This window comes from bacterium (assembly GCA_029210545.1).
Lineage (GTDB): Bacteria > BMS3Abin14 > BMS3Abin14 > BMS3Abin14 > BMS3Abin14 > JARGFV01.
Window position 1 is genome coordinate 1 of the sequence record JARGFV010000018.1, and the last position, 17,629, is coordinate 17,629.

Annotated in this window: 14 protein-coding genes; 3 read left to right on the plus strand and 11 right to left on the minus strand. The window is 59.4% G+C overall.

The window, feature by feature from the left end; all coding sequences use genetic code 11:
- Positions 1-231: 231 nt before the first annotated feature.
- Both P1S46_03350 and P1S46_03355 read right to left on the minus strand, forming a co-directional pair.
- A complete protein-coding gene (locus P1S46_03350) occupies positions 232-2,604 on the minus strand; it encodes a cytochrome c3 family protein (protein MDF1535524.1) in 2,373 nt (790 codons plus the stop codon).
- 154 nt (positions 2,605-2,758) lie between these two features.
- A complete protein-coding gene (locus tag P1S46_03355) occupies positions 2,759-4,720 on the minus strand; it encodes a PBP1A family penicillin-binding protein (protein MDF1535525.1) in 1,962 nt (653 codons plus the stop codon).
- Positions 4,721-4,978: 258 nt separating this feature from the next.
- On the opposite strand from P1S46_03355, the gene P1S46_03360 reads away from it, so the two are divergent.
- The 3 genes from P1S46_03360 to P1S46_03370 all read left to right on the plus strand — a co-directional run bounded on the left by P1S46_03360 (position 4,979) and on the right by P1S46_03370 (position 6,691).
- Positions 4,979-5,524: an HDIG domain-containing protein gene (locus P1S46_03360; protein MDF1535526.1), complete on the plus strand. Its 546-nt coding sequence runs from the start codon at positions 4,979-4,981 to the stop codon at positions 5,522-5,524.
- A gap of 89 nt (positions 5,525-5,613) precedes the next feature.
- Complete coding sequence (locus P1S46_03365) at positions 5,614-6,132, plus strand: gamma carbonic anhydrase family protein (protein MDF1535527.1); 519 nt, start codon at positions 5,614-5,616, stop codon at positions 6,130-6,132.
- Positions 6,133-6,247: 115 nt separating this feature from the next.
- Positions 6,248-6,691 carry a cyclic nucleotide-binding domain-containing protein gene (locus tag P1S46_03370; GenBank protein ID MDF1535528.1) on the plus strand — a complete coding sequence of 148 codons (444 nt, stop codon included), beginning with the start codon at positions 6,248-6,250 and terminating at the stop codon, positions 6,689-6,691.
- A gap of 245 nt (positions 6,692-6,936) precedes the next feature.
- Here P1S46_03370 and P1S46_03375 read toward each other — a convergent pair whose 3' ends face one another.
- From P1S46_03375 to P1S46_03415, 9 genes are all read right to left on the minus strand, one after another.
- Complete coding sequence (locus P1S46_03375; GenBank protein MDF1535529.1) at positions 6,937-7,866, minus strand: HEAT repeat domain-containing protein; 930 nt, start codon at positions 7,864-7,866, stop codon at positions 6,937-6,939.
- Positions 7,867-8,030: 164 nt separating this feature from the next.
- On the minus strand, positions 8,031-9,458 hold the full coding sequence (locus P1S46_03380) for an AgmX/PglI C-terminal domain-containing protein (protein ID MDF1535530.1): 1,428 nt from the start codon (positions 9,456-9,458) through the stop codon (positions 8,031-8,033).
- A gap of 2 nt (positions 9,459-9,460) precedes the next feature.
- Positions 9,461-9,961, minus strand: coding sequence for a biopolymer transporter ExbD (locus P1S46_03385; protein MDF1535531.1), 501 nt, complete (start codon positions 9,959-9,961; stop codon positions 9,461-9,463).
- Between the two features lie 2 nt (positions 9,962-9,963).
- A complete protein-coding gene (locus P1S46_03390) occupies positions 9,964-10,452 on the minus strand; it encodes a biopolymer transporter ExbD (GenBank protein ID MDF1535532.1) in 489 nt (162 codons plus the stop codon).
- Entirely contained in the window at positions 10,453-11,079 is a 627-nt protein-coding gene (locus P1S46_03395) for a MotA/TolQ/ExbB proton channel family protein (GenBank protein MDF1535533.1), read from the minus strand. It abuts the gene before it with no gap.
- A 20-nt stretch (positions 11,080-11,099) separates the two neighbouring features.
- Positions 11,100-11,381 (minus strand): hypothetical protein, encoded by a 282-nt coding sequence (locus P1S46_03400; protein MDF1535534.1) that lies wholly within the window; start codon positions 11,379-11,381, stop codon positions 11,100-11,102.
- A 185-nt stretch (positions 11,382-11,566) separates the two neighbouring features.
- On the minus strand, positions 11,567-12,700 hold the full coding sequence (locus P1S46_03405; protein ID MDF1535535.1) for a tetratricopeptide repeat protein: 1,134 nt from the start codon (positions 12,698-12,700) through the stop codon (positions 11,567-11,569).
- Positions 12,697-15,645 carry a tetratricopeptide repeat protein gene (locus P1S46_03410; GenBank protein MDF1535536.1) on the minus strand — a complete coding sequence of 983 codons (2,949 nt, stop codon included), beginning with the start codon at positions 15,643-15,645 and terminating at the stop codon, positions 12,697-12,699. The genes P1S46_03405 and P1S46_03410 overlap by 4 nt, the downstream gene beginning before the upstream one ends.
- Positions 15,642-17,627 (minus strand): hypothetical protein, encoded by a 1,986-nt coding sequence (locus P1S46_03415; protein ID MDF1535537.1) that lies wholly within the window; start codon positions 17,625-17,627, stop codon positions 15,642-15,644. The genes P1S46_03410 and P1S46_03415 overlap by 4 nt, the downstream gene beginning before the upstream one ends.
- Positions 17,628-17,629 lie beyond the last annotated feature (2 nt).

Genomic DNA, 17,629 nt, shown 5'->3' on the forward strand with positions numbered 1-17,629 from the left:
TTGGGTCTTTTCTTGAAAACAAGAGCATTAAACCGGTGAATAACTCCAGTGAATTACCAAATGTGCCATATATTTGTCCTTTTCGGTCTAAATGCTACTTCCGAAAAACTATATCCAGGAGCCTGCATGGGGTTCTCCGACAGGCTCCCAGAACTGGACGGAGCCTGAGTTTTTGACCTTTAACCAGATCCAAGACCAGGTCTACGACTGGGAATATTTGAGATATTCCTTTCATCTCAAATATTCCTTCACGGTGTGGCAGTTGGTCCTGCACTCTCCGCCGTTGTCAATTTTTTTAAATTCGATCTTGAGGTTGTAGGCTGTGTTGAAGGGCACCTCCCGGTTGAGTAGGTGGGCCTGGTCCGATGAGTGAGAATCGTGGCAGACCCAGCAGGAAAAACCGCGCTCACCATCGCGTACGACGTGGAGGTTGTGAAGGTTCCACCGGTTCTGCCGGAAACCGGTGTCGGTCTCGGTGTACTTGACCTGGACCAGACCTGGGGAGTGGCATGAAAAACAGAGCTCGTAGGACTCAGGATCGTAAGGGACATACTTCGTGTTCGAGAAAACCTGTTTGGTGAAGGGCGGCTCACCGGAGTGGTTGGTGTGGCACACGGTGCATTCATCCCCTGAGACGGGGGCGTGGATCGTCCTCTCCCTTTCGAGTTTTCGCGCGATGTCCCGGTGACATTCCAGGCAGTCATCACGCCCTGTCGATTCTTCGTGCTGGACCGATGCTATCGATCCGGCACTGTGGGGATCGTGACACTCCAGGCACCTGCCCAGGGAGGGGGTGCCGTGGGAGACGCTCCTGTCAGATATGTCCGGGTGACACGATTGGCAGGCGAGGGGAGGCATCACGGGGGGATCTGCGTGGGGATCGTGGCAATGGCCGCACTCAAACTCACTGAGGGCGGAGTGGACATAGGGCCCGGAGCGCTTTTCCGAATGGCAGCTGGGGCAGCTCCTGTCCCCTAGGACCCTCAGGAGACCTTTCCTGGAAGATGCATGGGGTTCATGGCATGAGCCGCACTCTTCGTCAAGTACCGTATCCCCGTGTTTTCCCCAACGTTTTTCATCGTGGCATTGAAGGCAAAGGTCGGGGATCCCTGTCGTCAGGAGGTTGCCCTGCCCGCTGGTGTGAGTGTCGTGGCAGGCGTCGCACCCTTCCTCCAGGGCGGCGTGCCGGAACAGGCCTTCTGTGGTGCCTCCTGTGATATCCGTGTGACAATCGGTGCACTGCGTCGTCGGTACCGGCGGTTCGACGTGGGGGGCATGGCACTGGTCACAGCCGGCGGATCTGACCGGTGTGTGGACAACCTTTCCCTCGGATTGTGAACGGTGACAGGTACTGCAGCTGGCCTTTTCCTTCAGCATGGTGAGCAGTTTGGGCTGCAGGGCGCTGTGAGGATCGTGGCAGCTCCCGCATTCCGTCGACAGGAGTATATCCCCGTGACGCCCGCCCTCCATCTCCCCGTGACAGTCGGTGCACAGTTCCGGGACCAGGGCCGTGAGGTTGTCGGGGAGGCTGGAACCGTGGGCGTCGTGACAGTTGCCGCACCCTTCCAGGGCTGCTTCATGATCGTACCGTCCGTCCAGGATCCCCCCGTGACAGTCTTGGCACAGGGCTATGGGCACAGGGGGCCGGGTATGGGGATCGTGGCACCGCTGACACCTGTTGGTGCTCACCGGAGTGTGGGGAACCTCCTTGAGGACGATCTCCACGTGACATGCAGCGCATTGTCCCCGACGAACCGAATCGGTGAGGAGGCCGGGCGCCTCCGAGGAATGAGGCGTGTGACACCGGGTGCAGCCCAGGCCAACCGACATCTTCCCGTGCCTGCCGGCGGACATCTCGTCATGACACCCGAGACACAGGTCCGGGAGGCTCTCATTGAGCTGCATCGGCTCCTGGCCGGAGTGTGACATGTGACAGGCAGCGCACCCCTCTTCCATCGCTTCGTGGACCAGAGCGCCACCCAGGAGATCCGAGTGACACTGGAGGCAGGGGAGGGTGGCTAAGGGAGGCGAGGAGTGGGGGTTGTGGCACTCAGGACACCCGCTCTCCTTCACGGCCGTGTGAACGAATGCCTCTTCCGTGATCACCTGGTGACAGGTCACGCAATCTCCCTTGGCAACTCCTTTAAGCAGGTATTTTACCCCGGATGCGTGGGGATCGTGGCACCGTGTGCAATCACCCTCGAAGACAGCCTCTCCGTGCCGGCCGCCCTCTTTCTTCTTATGGCAGCCGGTACACAGCGGCACCGTGGAACGCTTCGTAAGGCCGGGCCGGGAGGAAGAGTGCGGATAGTGGCACGCCATGCACTGACCTTCACCTGCCGGGCTGTGGAGGTAGGGTTTGCCGGAGGCAGGGTTATCGTGACATTCGAAACAGAGAAGGGGGACCGGTTGGGCCAGCTGCCCGGGAGCCTCGGGGAAGTGCATCCCGTGGCAAACCGTACACTCCCCGGTGGCAACGGGTTCGTGAACATATCGGTCCTCGAAGAGCTTTTTGTGGCGATACTGGGCCCACGACGTCACAGCAAGGGACAGGATCAGGAGGATCAGGACGGGGATGATGGAAAACTTTTTAGCCGAAAACATCCAGGTATCTCTATAACGACACACCCGGCGGTGTCAACCGTTGATGGACTTAATCCTTAAGGAAATCCCCCGGCTTTGCCGGGGGTACGTGACAGTACGTTGCTCAGGCTGCATGCATGGCTGAATCCCATTCTCAACCAGCTATTTCCCCGTGTCACCGTGGCTCTGCGTCGCCGCGTCTGCCATGTACCCGGCAAGTTTCCTCCGGTTCCGTCCCTTCCAGGAAGACCTCCACCGCCCTTTCTGAGCACTCAGGGGAAGCCAGAAGGCCGGTTGCGGGGTCGATCTCCACGACGATGATCCGAGTGGGGATGGGAAACTCCTCGGCCGGTTTCCCTTCAAGGGCTCTTTCCATGAACCGGGTCCAGATAGGCAGGGCCGCCCTGGAGCCCGTCTCTCCGTAACCGAGGGAGGCGGGAGTGTCGTATCCAACCCACGCTCCGGCAGCCAGATCCGGCGCGAACCCCACGAACCAGGCGTCCTTGTAGCTGTCGGTGGTGCCGGTCTTACCGGCAAGGGGCCGGTCCAGAGCGAGCGCCTGGCGTCCTGTGCCATGCTGAACCACCCCCTCGAGGAGGTTGGTGATGAGAAAGGCCGACTGCGGTGAAAGAGCATCCGTAAGCTCCAGGGGAGGCTCATAGATCACCTGCCCCTGGCGGTCCAGGACCCGCCTGATCACCCTTGGGCGGACGTAGATCCCCCTGTTGGCAAAGGCGCTGTAGGCGGCGACAATCTCCATCAGGCTCACATCGAAGACTCCCAGCGCCAGGGTCGGATAAGGCTTCAGACCCGTATCGATGCCCAGGCGGCCGGCCATGTCGAGGACCGGCTGGTAGCCCAGCTTGAGCAGCAGGTCCACAGAGGCCGCGTTAAGAGAGTTTTCCAGGGCGTACCGTATGGTCACGGGCCCCAGGTACCGTCCGGAATAGTTCACCGGGATGTACGGTGCGGATCCTTTCAGTTTCACCTCGAAGGGTTCGTCCAGTAGCACCTTTGTGGGCGGGAAGCCGTTCGCCAGGGCTGCGGCGTAAAGAATCGGTTTGAAAGCGGACCCCGGCTGCCTGCGGGCCTGGACGGCCCGGTTATAGGGTGAGGAGGCAAAATCCCGGCCTCCTACCATGGCCTTGACCTCGCCGGTTCCGGGATCCAGGGCGAGAAGCGCCCCCTGGGCGCGCGGTCCGTCCGGTTTTGGAGGCTGCCTGGTTTCATAGCGGGTAAGCCCGGAGGCAACGGCCTGAACTGCGGCCCTTTGGAGGTCCAGGTTCAGGGTCGATTCAATGGTGATGCCGCCCCGGTAAAGGAGGTTGGCTCCGATCCTCTCTTCAAGTTCCCTCCTGATGACTTCGGTGAAATACGGTGCCGGATCCTCGGGCGCCGGGGCCGGAGAGACGGCGAACCCGGTTCGGACCGCTTCGTCGTGCTGCAGCTGAGTGATGTACCCTTCGGCAAGGAGCCGTCTCAGGACGATATTCATGCGGGTAATGGCCAGGTCCGGGTTGGTGATCGGTGAATAGCGGGAGGGGGATCGGGGGAGGGCGGCGATCATGGCGCACTCAGGCAGGCTGAGCTCTGACGCGTGTTTGCCGAAGTAGATCCTGGAAGCCGCTTCAACGCCGTATGCGCCTTCCCCGAGGTAGACCTGGTTGAGATAGAGGGTGAGGATCTCGTCTTTCGAATAACGGCGTTCGATGTTGATGGCGAGGATGGCTTCCCGGACCTTTCTCATCAGGGTTTTTTCCGGCGTCAGGAAAAGGACCTTTGAAAGCTGCTGGGTCAGGGTGCTCCCGCCTTCCACGACCCGCATTGAGACGAGATCCCGCCACAGGGCTCGCAAGATGCCCCGTATGTCCAGACCGAAATGCTGGTAAAAACGGGAATCTTCAACGGCGACGATGGCGTTTACCATGTGGTCGGGAACACCGCTGAGCGCCACAGGGATGCGCTGCTCCACGAACAGGGCTCTGACTGCGCGTCCATCGTCTGCCACGATCCTCGTTATTGATGAGGGTTCGTAGGTCTGGAGGTCTTCGACCTGGGGCAGGTCCTGGGTGATGGCCATAAGAACCCCGAGGCTGACGCCGATGACGGCGGCAGCGGCCAGGGGGAGAGCGATCAATAGGAGTTTTTTTCTCAACGGGAGCAAAATACGATCAGGCCTTTCCAGATTCCAGACTACTGGCTAATGATTACTGATTACTGCTATCTGAATCTACCATGTCCTCCCCTTCCTGAAAACACCGGCTCAAGAAATGGATCTGTCAGGGTGTGGAGATTCAGGCACTTTCTGTGTACAATGCGTCTGCTCGGGCTGCCCTGGAAAGCGGGCCTTTGATCATCAGGTTGTCGAGACAGGTCCAAAAGGAGGTTAACCATCATGGATCGCCAGGAAGCGTTCGATCTGGTTATGGAAAAGGTTACGGAACCCAGTCTTCAGAACCATATGCTGGCCACCGAAGCGGTGATGCGGGCGCTGGCCGGGCGTTTCGGTGAGAATATCGACAAGTGGGGTCTGGCCGGCCTTCTCCACGACCTGGATTACCATGAGACCATCGACAACTTCCCCCGGCATGGATATATCGCTTCCGAGATCTTGAGGGAAAAAGGGATCGACGAGGAGATCCTCGACGCCATCGTGGCCCATGCCGGCCACCGGGAGAGAGTGACACTTCTGGACAAGGCTCTTTACGCCGCCGATCCGGTGACGGGCCTCATCGTGGCCGCCGCTCTCATACGGCCGGAAAAGAAACTTGAACCGGTCAAGCTCAAGAGCGTGCGGAAGCGTTTCAAGGAGAAACAGTTCGCCAGGGGCGCCGACAGGGACCAGATCCGCTCCTGCGAGGAGATGGGTGTGCCCCTGGATGAGTTTCTCGAACTGAGCCTGGACGCCATGAAGGGGATCGCGGAGGAGATCGGTTTGTAGAGGACAAAGTGGAAGGTGAAATGGAAAAACGCGTCGTTTGTCATGACTGCAACTTCAAACCTCAAACTTCAAACGGGTTTTAACCGACAATGAGTTCTTTTCCTTTCTTCGAAAAAGAACCGACCATCGGAAAAGATGTTTTTATCGCACCGACGGCAACGGTCATCGGTGACGTCACAGTCGGAGACGATGCCGGTATCTGGTTCGGAACAGTGGTGCGGGGTGACGTCAACTGGATCCGGATCGGCAGCAGGACCAACATCCAGGACGGATCTATCCTCCATGTGACCACGGACAGGTTCCCGCTTGAGATCGGTGACAGGGTCTCGGTAGGCCACGGGGCGGTCGTTCACGGCTGCACCATCCACGAGGAGTGCCTGATCGGCCTGGGGTCGCGGATACTGGATGGGGCGACCATCGGCACCGGTTCCATCGTCGGCGCCGGAGCCCTTGTAACCGAAGGGCAGGAGGTACCGCCGGGCCAACTGGTTCTGGGGGTTCCCTCCAGGGTCATCCGCACGGTGAGTGAAAAGGAAAGAGATCGTATCCTGCGTACGGCAGCACACTATGTAAAGCTGAAAGATACCTATATAAACAGTGGTTTATAGGGTAAAGATGATGTTGTTTGTCAAGGCAGTTCGCAGCGCTCATTTAGGGTTCAAGGTGATCCTCGGTTAGGTTATACTCCTATCTGATTACTGATTACTGATTACTGGAGTCCCCATGGCCAAGATCAAACCACTCAGGCAGAGCAAGATCTTTTCCTCTCTCACCGACAGGGAGCTGGCGCTCTTTTCCAGGATCGTCAGTGAAGAGAAGTACATCCAGGATACGGTTCTCGTGGCGGAGAACATGAGATCGGACAAGTTTTATCTCATCGAGAAGGGGCAGATCAGCGTCGATACGGGAGGGATCGAAGCGGGTTGTCAACTGGTCCTTGGCGATGGCGATTCCTTCGGTGAATGGTCCCTGCTGGCACCGCCCCACCTGACTTCGGTGTCAGCCAGAGTCACCCGGGAATCGCAGGTCCTCGTGCTGGAAAAAGAGGACTTCGACAAGTTTGCCGAAGGGGAGCCGGCCATAGCCCTGAAGATCCTGCGGGGTATAGTCGGCAGCGTCTGGTCTTCCATAAAGGATGTGGAGAGGATTTTAAAAGAAAGTCTGTAACATCCGTGATTCGTGATTGGCAGAAACATTCATAGATTCGCAAAAAGTCCAATCCGGGACTTTTCGCTCCACGGAAAGGGAAAAGCGTCGTTTTCCCTTTCCTTACAAATCAATGACTTACGGTGTGAGTCATTGATTTGGGCGCCCCGCGCGGGGCGCGTTGATGGACTTTTTGCGAGTCCATCAACATTAAAGCTGTGGGTTTGAAGTAGCGAGTCACGAATTACGAGTCACCAGTCACGGTTTTATTCTACGAGTCGATACCGATCCCCGATGCGTTCCATCACGATGCCCCGTCTGCTCAGCGCCTGATGAGCCAGTTCCCGGATCCCTCTCCTGTCGTCGGCAAGCAGTTCGGCTACCGCCCCGGCATCGTTTTTTTTCAGATGGTTCGAAAGGGCCTTCATGCACTCGAACCTCACCCTCTTGTCCGGATCCTTCAGTCCGTCGATAAATGCCTGGTAGATGGCAGTCGTGAGCCGCAGGTTCGCCAGGGCCTCGGCACTGCGGTACCGGACGATATCCGAATCATCGAACAAAAGGGTGCGGACCAGGGCATCTTCCCCGCTCTGGGAACCGATACGGCCCAGGGCCCTGGCGGCCAATGAGCGGACGGTGTCATCCGGGTCGCCTTCCAGGGTCGAGATGAGCTTTGCAGAGGCTTTTTCATCGGCCATGAGCCCGAGGGCTTCGGCCGCCGTTCCGCGCACCTCGTCGGGATATTTGTGAGCTAAAAACTTCATCACCGTCGTGGTGGAGGAGTGGTCCTGGAGCCGTCCCAGGCTTCGGATACATCGCGCCAGCAGCATCATGTCCTTTGTGGACTGGATGGTGTTGGCGAGGAAGATGGACGAGGTGGATTTGATGCCGACGTCGCCCAGTGCGCCGGCGCTGGCAAGGCGTACCTCCCTGTCCTTGTCGAGAACGAGGGTTTTTTCAAGGATTTTTGAGGCTCGTGAGTCCCCGCGATACCACAGGGCGCCAACTGCCTGCAGACGGATGAGGGGGTTGGGGTCTTCCTCCACCATTTTGAGAAGGATATTCAGCGATTCCGATTCCTTGTAAGGCTTGATCGCCTGGACTGCGGAAAGCCGCACGGACTCATCTCCGGACTGGAGGTCGTCCAGGAGGCTTTCGGGGTAGGGGAGAGCGGCGAGGCCATTCGAGGCGGCCATTGCATGGTGCAAGGGGTGCAAAAATGCGCAGATTGCCGCGATAATAATTGTTAGTTTGATCAGGTTTCTCATGGCCTCGCTTCGTATGTCCGTACGTCCGTAAAGCGTATATGCGAAAGACCTTACGCACCTACGCATGCACTCTCCACGCAACCACGTGCTCCTTACATGCTCGGGAAAAATACTAACGGGTAGCTCACCGTCACAACACCCTCCGGGATTTCCGGGAACTTCCAGGTTTTGACCATCTTCACGAGGGATTCCTCGAGGGGCGGCCAGTCCATGGCAGACTCTTCAATGCGGCATTCGGTTACCTGACCCTCCGGGGAGATTGTAAAGGTGAGCACCACCTTGCCCCGCAGGGAGGGGTTCTTGCGAAGCTCCCTGTTGTAGGCGTAGCGGATGGCACCTGTGTGGGCGGCCACGATCCTTGCAATGGCCCTGTTGGAACGCTCTTCTCTGAGCTCGGGCGGGACATATTCCTCTCCTGCTCCCGTCCCGGTACCGTCTCCAGAACCGTCACCGATGCCGGGAGGCCCTTCCGGCACTCTCCCTATGCTGGAGACCTGCACCGGTCCGGAGACCCCGGAATCACTGATCTGTCCGTCGATACCGATAAGCCCGCTCCCCGGCTCGGCCCTTCCGAACCCCGCGCCGGCCCCGGTCCCGGCGATAGCCGCGCTGGTCGTAATCCCGCTGATCTCCCCCAGGACACTGTCGAGTTCCTGCTGCAGTTCGGCGTCAAGCTGCAGGACCGAAATGCCCCTCCCGGCAGTGGTCCTGCCGGCGGTGCCCCGCCCGGTGAGAACGCCCAGCACTCCCATCCTGGTTACCTGGCTGCGGATAGCCTCCCGTGTCGCCGGGGCGGGAGTTCCTCCTGGCGGAGGCGTTTTAGCCGGAGTTTCTTCAGCTGCGGCTTGCTCTGTGCGCTCAGGTTCCGGGGTTTTTTCCTCGGCGCCTGGCCCGCTTTTATCACCCGCCTTCGTGATCCGGGATGGCTGCGGGACAGTCGGCTCAAGGATCAGCCGCGATATGCGTCTGGGCATTTCCCGCAAGGTGCTGACATCCGGGATGTGGTAGTCCCGAAGGCCTCTTACAGCGAGGACCTGGGCTATCAGGATCACGGTGAGCAGGGTCAGGAAGGTGAAATCGGAGGTGTGAGGCATCTGGAGACGATATTTGACTGGTACGTGACCCGTGGATACCGTTTCCGTAAACGGCATCGGCTTGCTGATCTCGGCCTGGTCGAAAACGAGGGTGGCGTTTCTGGTGAAGACCCTGCCGGTCATCCCCTTGCGGTAGCGGATCCGGTAACCGTTTTTCGATCTGGAGAGGACCCCCCAGACGGCCATGTCGCTGATGGAAAGTGTGGCCCCCTTGTAGGTGAAAGTCCCCTCCGCGTCCGGCGGAAGATAGATATGGGTCCGGAAAAGGGAGCGGACCAGGAGACGGGACCTGTTTTTTTCACTTCCCGGATCCACGATCTGGCACTTCCAGTCGTGACCCATGTATACGGTGCGGCCGGTCATCGGCGCGATGGTTTCCGGGTGACCTTCCCTGAGGAGCCTTATGACGAGGGACTTGCGGGCCAAAGTCACTCCTTCTGGTAGACGGCCAGTGACTGGTTGATGAACCCGGCCTGGCCGCAGGTGTACAGGATCTTTTTCAGGAACCGGAACGGAACGTCCCTGTCACCCTCCAGGACCAGCTGCCCCGTGAATCCGGCGTTGGGGTTCAGCGACGATATCTGTTCATACTGCGCGGCCTTGATCATGAGATACTCGTAAAGTTCCTCGATGAGAAGCTCATCCGAGCGCTGAACCGACTTCAGGTCAACGTCCAGGAAACGACCGTCCACCACCAGACTGTTCATGGACACCTCAACAACGAGACCGGGCTCGGGAGCGTTCCGGGTTGTCGAGTAGGGGATGTGAAGCTCAGCCGGTATGGGGAGAATGATCCCCTCCGCGGAATAGCTTTTGAGGAGAAAGATGATGAGAATGGTGAACATGTCCAGCATGGAGGTGATGTTCAGGACCAGGAGGGAGGGCCTGCGGCTCCGCTGCATCCTTCTTTTCGTTGGGGCGTAAGCCACGGTCAGCCTTCCTCCACGATCCGGTCAGCGAGGGAGATGTCGGGGAAAAGCTCCTCTTCGTCCAGGATCCGGATAGCATCCATGATTTCGATGATGATCTCGTAACGTATCTGGCTGTCGAGGAGCAGCACGGCGTCCCGCTTTTCCGGCACCTCTTTTTTCAGCTCGGCCAGCTTCCCGGTCAGCTTTGTGAGCTTGAGCCCCCCCTCGATATTTTCGGTAAGGAGAACCTCATCGTCCCTCAGGAGGGAGATCTCGGTGGTTGTGACGGCCACGGCGAGGGTGAAATCGGTATCTGGATCTTCCTGACTATCCTGGAGCAGGGCCTCCTCCATGGTGGGCAGGTACAGGTTGATGATAACCACCTGCTGGAACATGGCCGTGAGCAGCAGCATGGGGATAAGGGCGACGAAAAGGCTCAACAAGGGCGCCAGGTTGAGGTCCAGGATGTAGCTGGGCCTCGTTCGCCTCTGGGAGGGACGAAAGGCCACCTAGACAACCTTGACGTCGGTGGAAACCATGTTCACCATCTTGACGGCCACCCTGTCCACCTGCTCCACGAGGTTGTTGGCTCTGGACTGGATGAACGCGTAGAAAAAAAGACAGGGGATGGCCACGGTCAGGCCGTAAGCGGTGGTGTTCAGGGCGATGGCGATACCTTTGGCCAGGATGGCCCCTTTCTGTGCTGCCTCTGCCCCGGCCACGGCGTTGAATGATTGCATGAGGCCGATGATGGTTCCCAGGAGGCCCAGGAGGGTGGCCACGTTGGCTGCCATGGCAAGGTAATGGACCCTTCGCTCCACCAGGGGGAGAACCTCCATGGCGGCCTCGTCGACGGCGTTCTGGACCTCCCTGACTGAACTGCCGAAGCTTTTCAGGGCCGCCTTGACGACCTTGGGAACCGGAGTTTCGTCACACAGTTTGATGGCGCCGTCCACATCACCGCCGTGCACCAGGTCAACGATCTTCCCGAGAAAGGCTCTGTCGTTGATGCCATAACGGATTGCGAGGAAATAGATCCTCTCGATGATGATGGCGAAGGCGAAAACAGAGGTGGCAAGGATGGGGTACATAAAAGGTCCGCCGTCCCTGAATGCCTGTGCGATCAAAGCGATCATGATGGATACCTCCCGCGGCCTCAGGGGCCGACGATGAGGGCCCTGGTCCTTACTTCGCGTTCCAGGGCCATGGGGTTCGTGTACTGTGTCGCTTCTCCGGAAAAATCCCGTTCCAGGGGGATCTGGCTGAACCGGATCCTCGTCTTGGGGATGATATACGTGATCTCGGGATGCTCCACGACCCCGATGATCTCGGTCTCTTCCATCCTGATATATGTTCTGGGCCTGGCATCCTCTGCGATGACGGGTGCGGCCGGAAACAGCAATATCAGGCATATCATGGGAAAGGTCAATGTTCGCATGGAGAACTCCCTATTACTAAAGTAACCGGTAACCAGATATTTCTTGAGCGCCGTTTATTTAAATTTACCCGTTTTTCACGATCCTCGATCGGTACTCAAAAGGTCCTGGTACCGGGTCCTGTCTACTGACTACTGTCTACTGACTACTGTCTACTGACTACTGTCTACTGTCTACTGTCTACTGTCTACTGATTACTGATCACGCCCTCCAGATACTTCACCCAGCCCTCCACACGGGAGGAAGCGGCTCCGCCTGATTCGATGTACCTCCGGTAATGTTCCAGGGCCTTGATGTTGTCGCCGCGGTACAGTTCGTAAAGGACCCCGAGGTTGAGATGGAGGTCCGGGTCCGGGGCAGCCTGGATCCCCTCCAGGTACGTCCTTTCAGCGTCGGCAAACCTCCCCTGCCTGCGCAGTGTCAGCCCGAGGTTGAGGTAACCCCCATGACCTGATGGCTGATCCACGATGGCCGAGCGGAACTTGTCTTCAGCCTGGACGAGCCTCCCTTGCTGGAGGTCTGCCGTACCCTTGAGCAGCCATTCTCCATCAGGGCTGCCGGCTTCGAAAACGGTTTCCAGGTCCATGGTGGCCTCGTCAGGGTGTCCCTCCTTCAGCTCGAGCAGGGCCCTTGTGCGGAGGAGTCGAGGGTCCGCGAGCTCATCCCCGGCAAGGATATTGATGCCCTCTGAAGTTGTGCCCATCATGTCCAGGGCAACGGCCAGGTTGTTTCGGGTCATAAGGTCTCCGGGATAGGCCGACAGGGTCTCCTGGAGGATATCCCTGGCAGATTCCAGGTAACCCCCTTCGATCCTGAGCAGGGCGAGGCGGTTAGCGCTTTGGATGGTAGGTGACGCTTCGTGGGCGATGCTGAAATAATGGTCGGCTCTGGTCAAGTCGCCGATCTCGATGGCCGTTTCACCCAGGGCCATGAGGGTGACGGGGTTTACCGGGTCAAGAGCGGCAGAGCGGGTCAGGCGCTCCATGGCAGCGGTCAGGTCCCCGGCCCTGAATGAGGCCAACCCTGCGGCCAGCCAGCTGCCGGGATCTTCGGGCAAAAGTTCCACCACCCGGGCTGCGTCGACAGGATCGACGACAGCCTCCTCGTGGAGGGTTTTCGTGATACGGGCCAGAAGCACAGTGCCCTCGCCGGCGTGAACTTTCACTGCGGGTGAAACCGCAGGCCCACCCTTCATCGCCGGTCCAGGCTTTCCTGACATGGCGGTCGATCCCGTCGGGGGCGGCGTGGTCGCGCAGCCGGCAGAAGCCAGGCTTGCCAGACAGCACAGGAGCGTCAGAAGCAAAAGGTTCAGCCGATTCATTCCAGGCGCTCCCCCACGGGCCGGACCTCTGTGACAGCGCCGCCTTTATAGCCGCCGGTTTTAAGCTCCCCGGCCGGCATGGGGAGTTGCAGGGGTGGCGGTGAGATCAGGGTAGAGGGATAGGCCACGGCCTCGTCACGCTGGTAGGCCCACGGGGCCAGTTCCGCCATCCTCTCGTAGGTCTTCTCGATCCATGGGTCCAGCATCTCGAGAGTCACGGAGCGCTTGATGTTCACACGGTAGGCGTTCAGAGCCTTCTCCTCGAAGGGGAACGCCATCTCCTGGAGCAGAAGATCATATTCTTCCCGCGCCTCCTGGTCCAGGCCAGGTGGAACAGGGGAGGCCAGGATATCTTCCTTGAATAGTTCGAGAGCCCGTCCGATGAAGAAGTTGGAGGCGGTGATGACATCGGAGGTCCTGTAGTTTCCGGCTGCCACGAACTCACGGATCACTGCCTGGAGCAGCTCCCGTTTCCTGACGACGGTATCCTCCACCGGCGGGCCGATATGGTAGGCATCGTACTCCTCGAAGGAACGCTCGGCGATACGAAGCTGGCTTCTGGCCGCAAAGGCGGTGACGTCCTGCTCACCGGGGTTGTCCTTCTGAAGCTGAACGTTGTCAAGGTATGCGGTCTTCGCGTCTGCCCACATGCCGAGGGTTTCGAGATCCCGCCCCAGGAGGTAAAGTTCCCGGGACCGTTCGCCGACAGGCTCGGGGTAAAGGGTCAGGTATTCGGATCGGGCCGACGCGGCCCTGGCTGGATCGTTGCCTCCCGAGTACAGCTGGGCTGCCTTGAGGAGTGCCGCGGCCTTTTCCTTCCCCTCCGAGCGTGCCGCCAGGGCCATGCTGTCCTCGGCCGCCTTGAGGGGGTCTCCCAGGGCTTCCAGGATGAGTACTGACATCTGGAGAGCTTCACTGGCGAACTCCGACTCGGTGTAGCTGGCTGCCAGGGTCTCGAACAGGTTGGTGGCTTTCCTTTCAAGCCCCATGTTCCGGTAGAGCTTGCCGGCGTTATAAAGGGATACCTGGGCAACATCCGAATCGGGGAACTGCCGGTGGATGGCTTCAAACCTCTCGGCGGCCTCGGTGAACTCTCCCTTTTCCGACAGCTCCTCGGCATATTTGAAGAGGCTGTACACGTGCAGACGACGGGCCTCGGCCCCTTCACCCGTGTCAGGTGACTTTCGCCACGATTCGCGGAACCAGGCTGCCGCCTGCCTGTAATCCGCGGCCTTGAAGAAGGTGCGGGCGATGTGGAGCCTGGCTTTCCCCGACTCTTCGGATTCCGGATAATCCCTGATGACTCTGGAAAAGTGCGACCTCGCACCGGTCAGATCCCCCGTGTTGAGAGTGATCTCTCCCAGGGCGAGAATCGCCCTGGAGGTCGCGGGGTTCTCGGGTGCCACCCCGGAAAGGATGTCCACCGACCTTCCGAAAAGGGGCAGTTCAACGATCCCGGACTCCTCGAAAGCGGATATCTGGAAAGCCACCGAGGCGAGGATGGCGCCCTGAGCCATATCACCGCACTCACCGTCCTCGGCGATCTCGTTCAGTGTCAGGGGGGCGTCAGGAAAACGATCCAGTTCCGTGAGAACGGTACCTTTCAGATACCGGACCAGGCAAGGGACCCCCGCGGGGCCAGCGACCCGTTCGTAGGCGACGAGGTCGTCGAGGGCTGTATCCAGTTCTGCCTCCCGGCCCCCGGTCTGGGCCCTTGCCCGTCGTCTCCGGGCGGACGTCTCCAGGTTGCTCAGAATGGTGGTCCGAATCTGGCTGCGGCGTTCATCCCGGGCGCTGACGTACCAGGCGGTCCCGGGACCCACATATTCGAGGAGCGCTTCGGAAAGTTCCAGGGAGGCAAGGGTATCCCCGCGTATGTGGTAGGTTTCCCTGAGGTGGCCCAGGACCTCGGGGAGGTCCGAACCGGCGGGGTAAAGGTCCACGTAGGTCCGGTAGGTTCCCACTGCCTCGGGGAAGAAGGACCTCTCCCGGTAAAGATCGGCGAGTTTCTTGAGCAGGAGGGGGGAATAGGAATCCTCGCTCCGCTTCTGGATCCGGCGCACGAGCCCCGGTGTGCCGCCGCTTTCCGAAAAGGATCTGACGATGATGTCCATGCTCTCGTTGACAAGGCTGTCCGCCGAGATTCTCCCGCCGCTGTTGAGGTCGAGGACCTTGAAAAAGGCGTCGATGCCCGCCTGGTAATTATCCAGGTTGTAGTAGCACCATCCAAGTTTATAAAGTGCCTTCTCGACGTACTCGGGCTCTCCTGTCGCGACGACGTATCCGTAATGGGTGATGGCCTGCTGCAGGTCCTCCATTGTGAAAAAATATTCCCCGAGGCGCATGTGGATCTCCACGGAATACCGGGTAGCCGGGTATGCCTCGATAAGCCTGGAATATCCTTCAGCTGCTTCATCGGGGTAACCCTGCTCCGTGTAGCAGTAGGCTATTCCGTAGAGAGCGTCCTCGGTGAGGGGATGGTTCGGGAAACTCTCGATCATCCGGCGGTAGGCCGCGATCGCCTGGGTAAAGTCGGGTACGATGGCTGTCGTTTCCCCCTGAGTCTCGAGGACCATGCGGATCCGCTCCCGTTCGTTCTCGAAGAGGAGTTCAGCGAGGCGGAAGGCTGCCTCGGCCATGAAATCGTTGTGGCTGTCCGGGAACTGCTCGAGGAGGGAACGGTACAGTTCCACGGATCGAAGCCGCGATTCGGTCTCCTGTCGCACCAGGAATTCCCGTCCCCCCTTCTGGGCCTGTCTGACGAGCCGTGAAAGCTGGGTCTTGTCCTGCTTTTTCATGCGGTCCATCTCCAGGAGGAGACGGGCTTCCCGCTCCCTTGGAGAAAGATGGGGGCCTGTTTCACGAGGGGCAGGAGATGAAACGCATCCACCCAGGTGCGTCCCAAAAAGCAACAGGCCCGAGATCAGGAGAACAGCCTTTTTCACTGGACGGCCTCCTGCAGTGCCTGGACTGTGCTCTCCATTCTCGATATCTCGATGTTCGCCGCTGTGTAAATGGTCCGTGCCTCTGCTTCATTCAGTTCCCGGGCCTTGGCGGATGCGAGCAGGAGCAGCTTTTCGGCTCTCATGGTGGCGATGCGGCCAGAAAACCGGTCGATCTTCTCCTGCAGGGTCCCGGTCAGGCTGCTCCGACCCTCCTCCAGTCTGGCTGCCAACTCCTCCAGCCTGTTGCGATGCTCCTCCAGAAGCCCCCGTGCCTTCGTCGATTCGGCGAGGGCCTGTCCCGCACGGGTCTGGGCCGAGGTGGTTCGCAGGAAGGTTCTTTTCTCGAGCCTGTTCGCCTCGTTCTTGAGGGCGAGCCAGACCTGCCCCTGGAGCCCCACCAGGGATTCCCGGTGATCGCGCAGGTTGCGGCGTGATGAGATGAGTCCTTCGTACGCCTGCTGCCGGACCTTGTTCAGCTGGCCTTCCTTCGGTGAAGTGGTCACCGCATCGGACAGGCTGCTGACGAGAGAAGAGAATCCTTCCGCCTTTTTAACGGAGTTTTCCATTATGGAGAGTCGTTCGATCAACCCTTCGATCCTGGTGAGCAGGGCGGAACTGGATTCGGAGCCGAAGCGGCTCAGGGAAGAGTTTTGAAGGGAACGTCCCGTCTCCTGGTTCAGTGCCGGCAGCCGCTCCCGGATCCTCTCGAGGCGTGCGGTCCTGGCCCGGTTGAGTGCCAGATCCTCATCTGTCCGATCGAGCTCTTTCCGGACGAGGACGCTGTCGGCCTCGAACCGCTGAGCAAGTTTGTCAGCCTTGCGAGAAGCGATTCGGGCCCCTTCCAGCAACGCTGTGGTCTGAACGACGTAGGGGTCGCTTGTGACCTCCTGCAGCCAGAACCTCGCAAAGGCCGGAGTCCTGGAGAGCAGGTCCGGTTCGACCTGGCGACCGTCGAGGAGATGTTCCAGAAGAACGGTGAGGTCGCGGTCACGGAGCAGATCCTTTTCATTGAGGCTGGTAAGCCAGTTCCTGACCTCGCGCAACTTTCTGACCTGCCGGTCCAGTAGGGCGCCGGCCCTGTCGTAGAGTCCGAGATCCCGGTAACAAAGGGCCAGATCCAGCGCCCCCTCGACGGCGGCGTGGCTGTCACCATGAAGGTCGACAAGCTCTTCCAGCCTTAAAGTGGCGCCCTGGATATCGTCCAGGCGGATGAGTGACCAGGCGTGCCCGAAAAGGGATTCGGGCGCGTATGGGCTCGAGGGAGGAACGGCCAGAAACGCCTCCTTGGCTGCGCCGTATTTGCCGGCCTGAAGGTTGTGATAGCCCTTGACCAGGGAAAGCATGTCCGTGAGGGGAGATGTTTCATCAAGACGGATGCGGGAAACCTTCTTTGCCGAAAGCTCCCAACCCGCCGAGGATGCCAGATAACTTGCAGAAGCGATGGCGGAAAGGACTTTCAGCTCAGGATCTTCGATTTTTGTACCGCCGAGCAGCTTGAAAGCCAGTTCACGGTCGCCGCTATCACCAAGGAAACCTGCCAGATCCAACAGGGTCTGTTCATCGAGGCCGGCAAGGGGGACGCCGGTGATGTCAGGTATCGGTGCTTCCGGCAAATATGGAGAAACGCTGACGTACTGGCGCAGGGCAAGCTGCCACAGACTCGAGCCGGGTTGGCTCAGCTCCAACGCCCTGAGGAACGACCGGCCTGCCTGATGGAAGCGCCCCACCGACCGGAGGGCTGTCCCCAACAAGTACTGGTCATGGGCACCGGCGGCGTCCCCGGCGGGGACGAGGGCGATCACGGAAAGGGGGTCCTGGAGGATAAAATGGGTGGTCAGAAGCCGTTCCCTGAGGTGTTGATCGGACGTACGGACGAGCCTGTCCGGCCAAAGGTCGGCGCAGCGGGCGTGGCCGGGGATGAAAATTATGCTAACCGACAGGACCGCAGCGAAAACGCTCGATCCCTTCAGCAGGCGTCTCATCG

What these genes read in the sequence shown, in the direction of transcription:
- P1S46_03350 (MDF1535524.1), bottom strand. Translation starts at nt 2,604, where the DNA reads ATGTTTTCGGCTAAAAAGTTTTCCATCATCCCCGTCCTGATCCTCCTG.
- P1S46_03360 (MDF1535526.1), top strand. Translation starts at nt 4,979, where the DNA reads ATGGATCGCCAGGAAGCGTTCGATCTGGTTATGGAAAAGGTTACGGAA.
- P1S46_03365 (MDF1535527.1), top strand. Translation starts at nt 5,614, where the DNA reads ATGAGTTCTTTTCCTTTCTTCGAAAAAGAACCGACCATCGGAAAAGAT.
- P1S46_03370 (MDF1535528.1), top strand. Translation starts at nt 6,248, where the DNA reads ATGGCCAAGATCAAACCACTCAGGCAGAGCAAGATCTTTTCCTCTCTC.
- P1S46_03375 (MDF1535529.1), bottom strand. Translation starts at nt 7,866, where the DNA reads ATGGCCGCCTCGAATGGCCTCGCCGCTCTCCCCTACCCCGAAAGCCTC.
- P1S46_03395 (MDF1535533.1), bottom strand. Translation starts at nt 11,079, where the DNA reads ATGATCGCTTTGATCGCACAGGCATTCAGGGACGGCGGACCTTTTATG.
- P1S46_03400 (MDF1535534.1), bottom strand. Translation starts at nt 11,381, where the DNA reads ATGCGAACATTGACCTTTCCCATGATATGCCTGATATTGCTGTTTCCG.
- P1S46_03405 (MDF1535535.1), bottom strand. Translation starts at nt 12,700, where the DNA reads ATGAATCGGCTGAACCTTTTGCTTCTGACGCTCCTGTGCTGTCTGGCA.
- P1S46_03415 (MDF1535537.1), bottom strand. Translation starts at nt 17,627, where the DNA reads ATGAGACGCCTGCTGAAGGGATCGAGCGTTTTCGCTGCGGTCCTGTCG.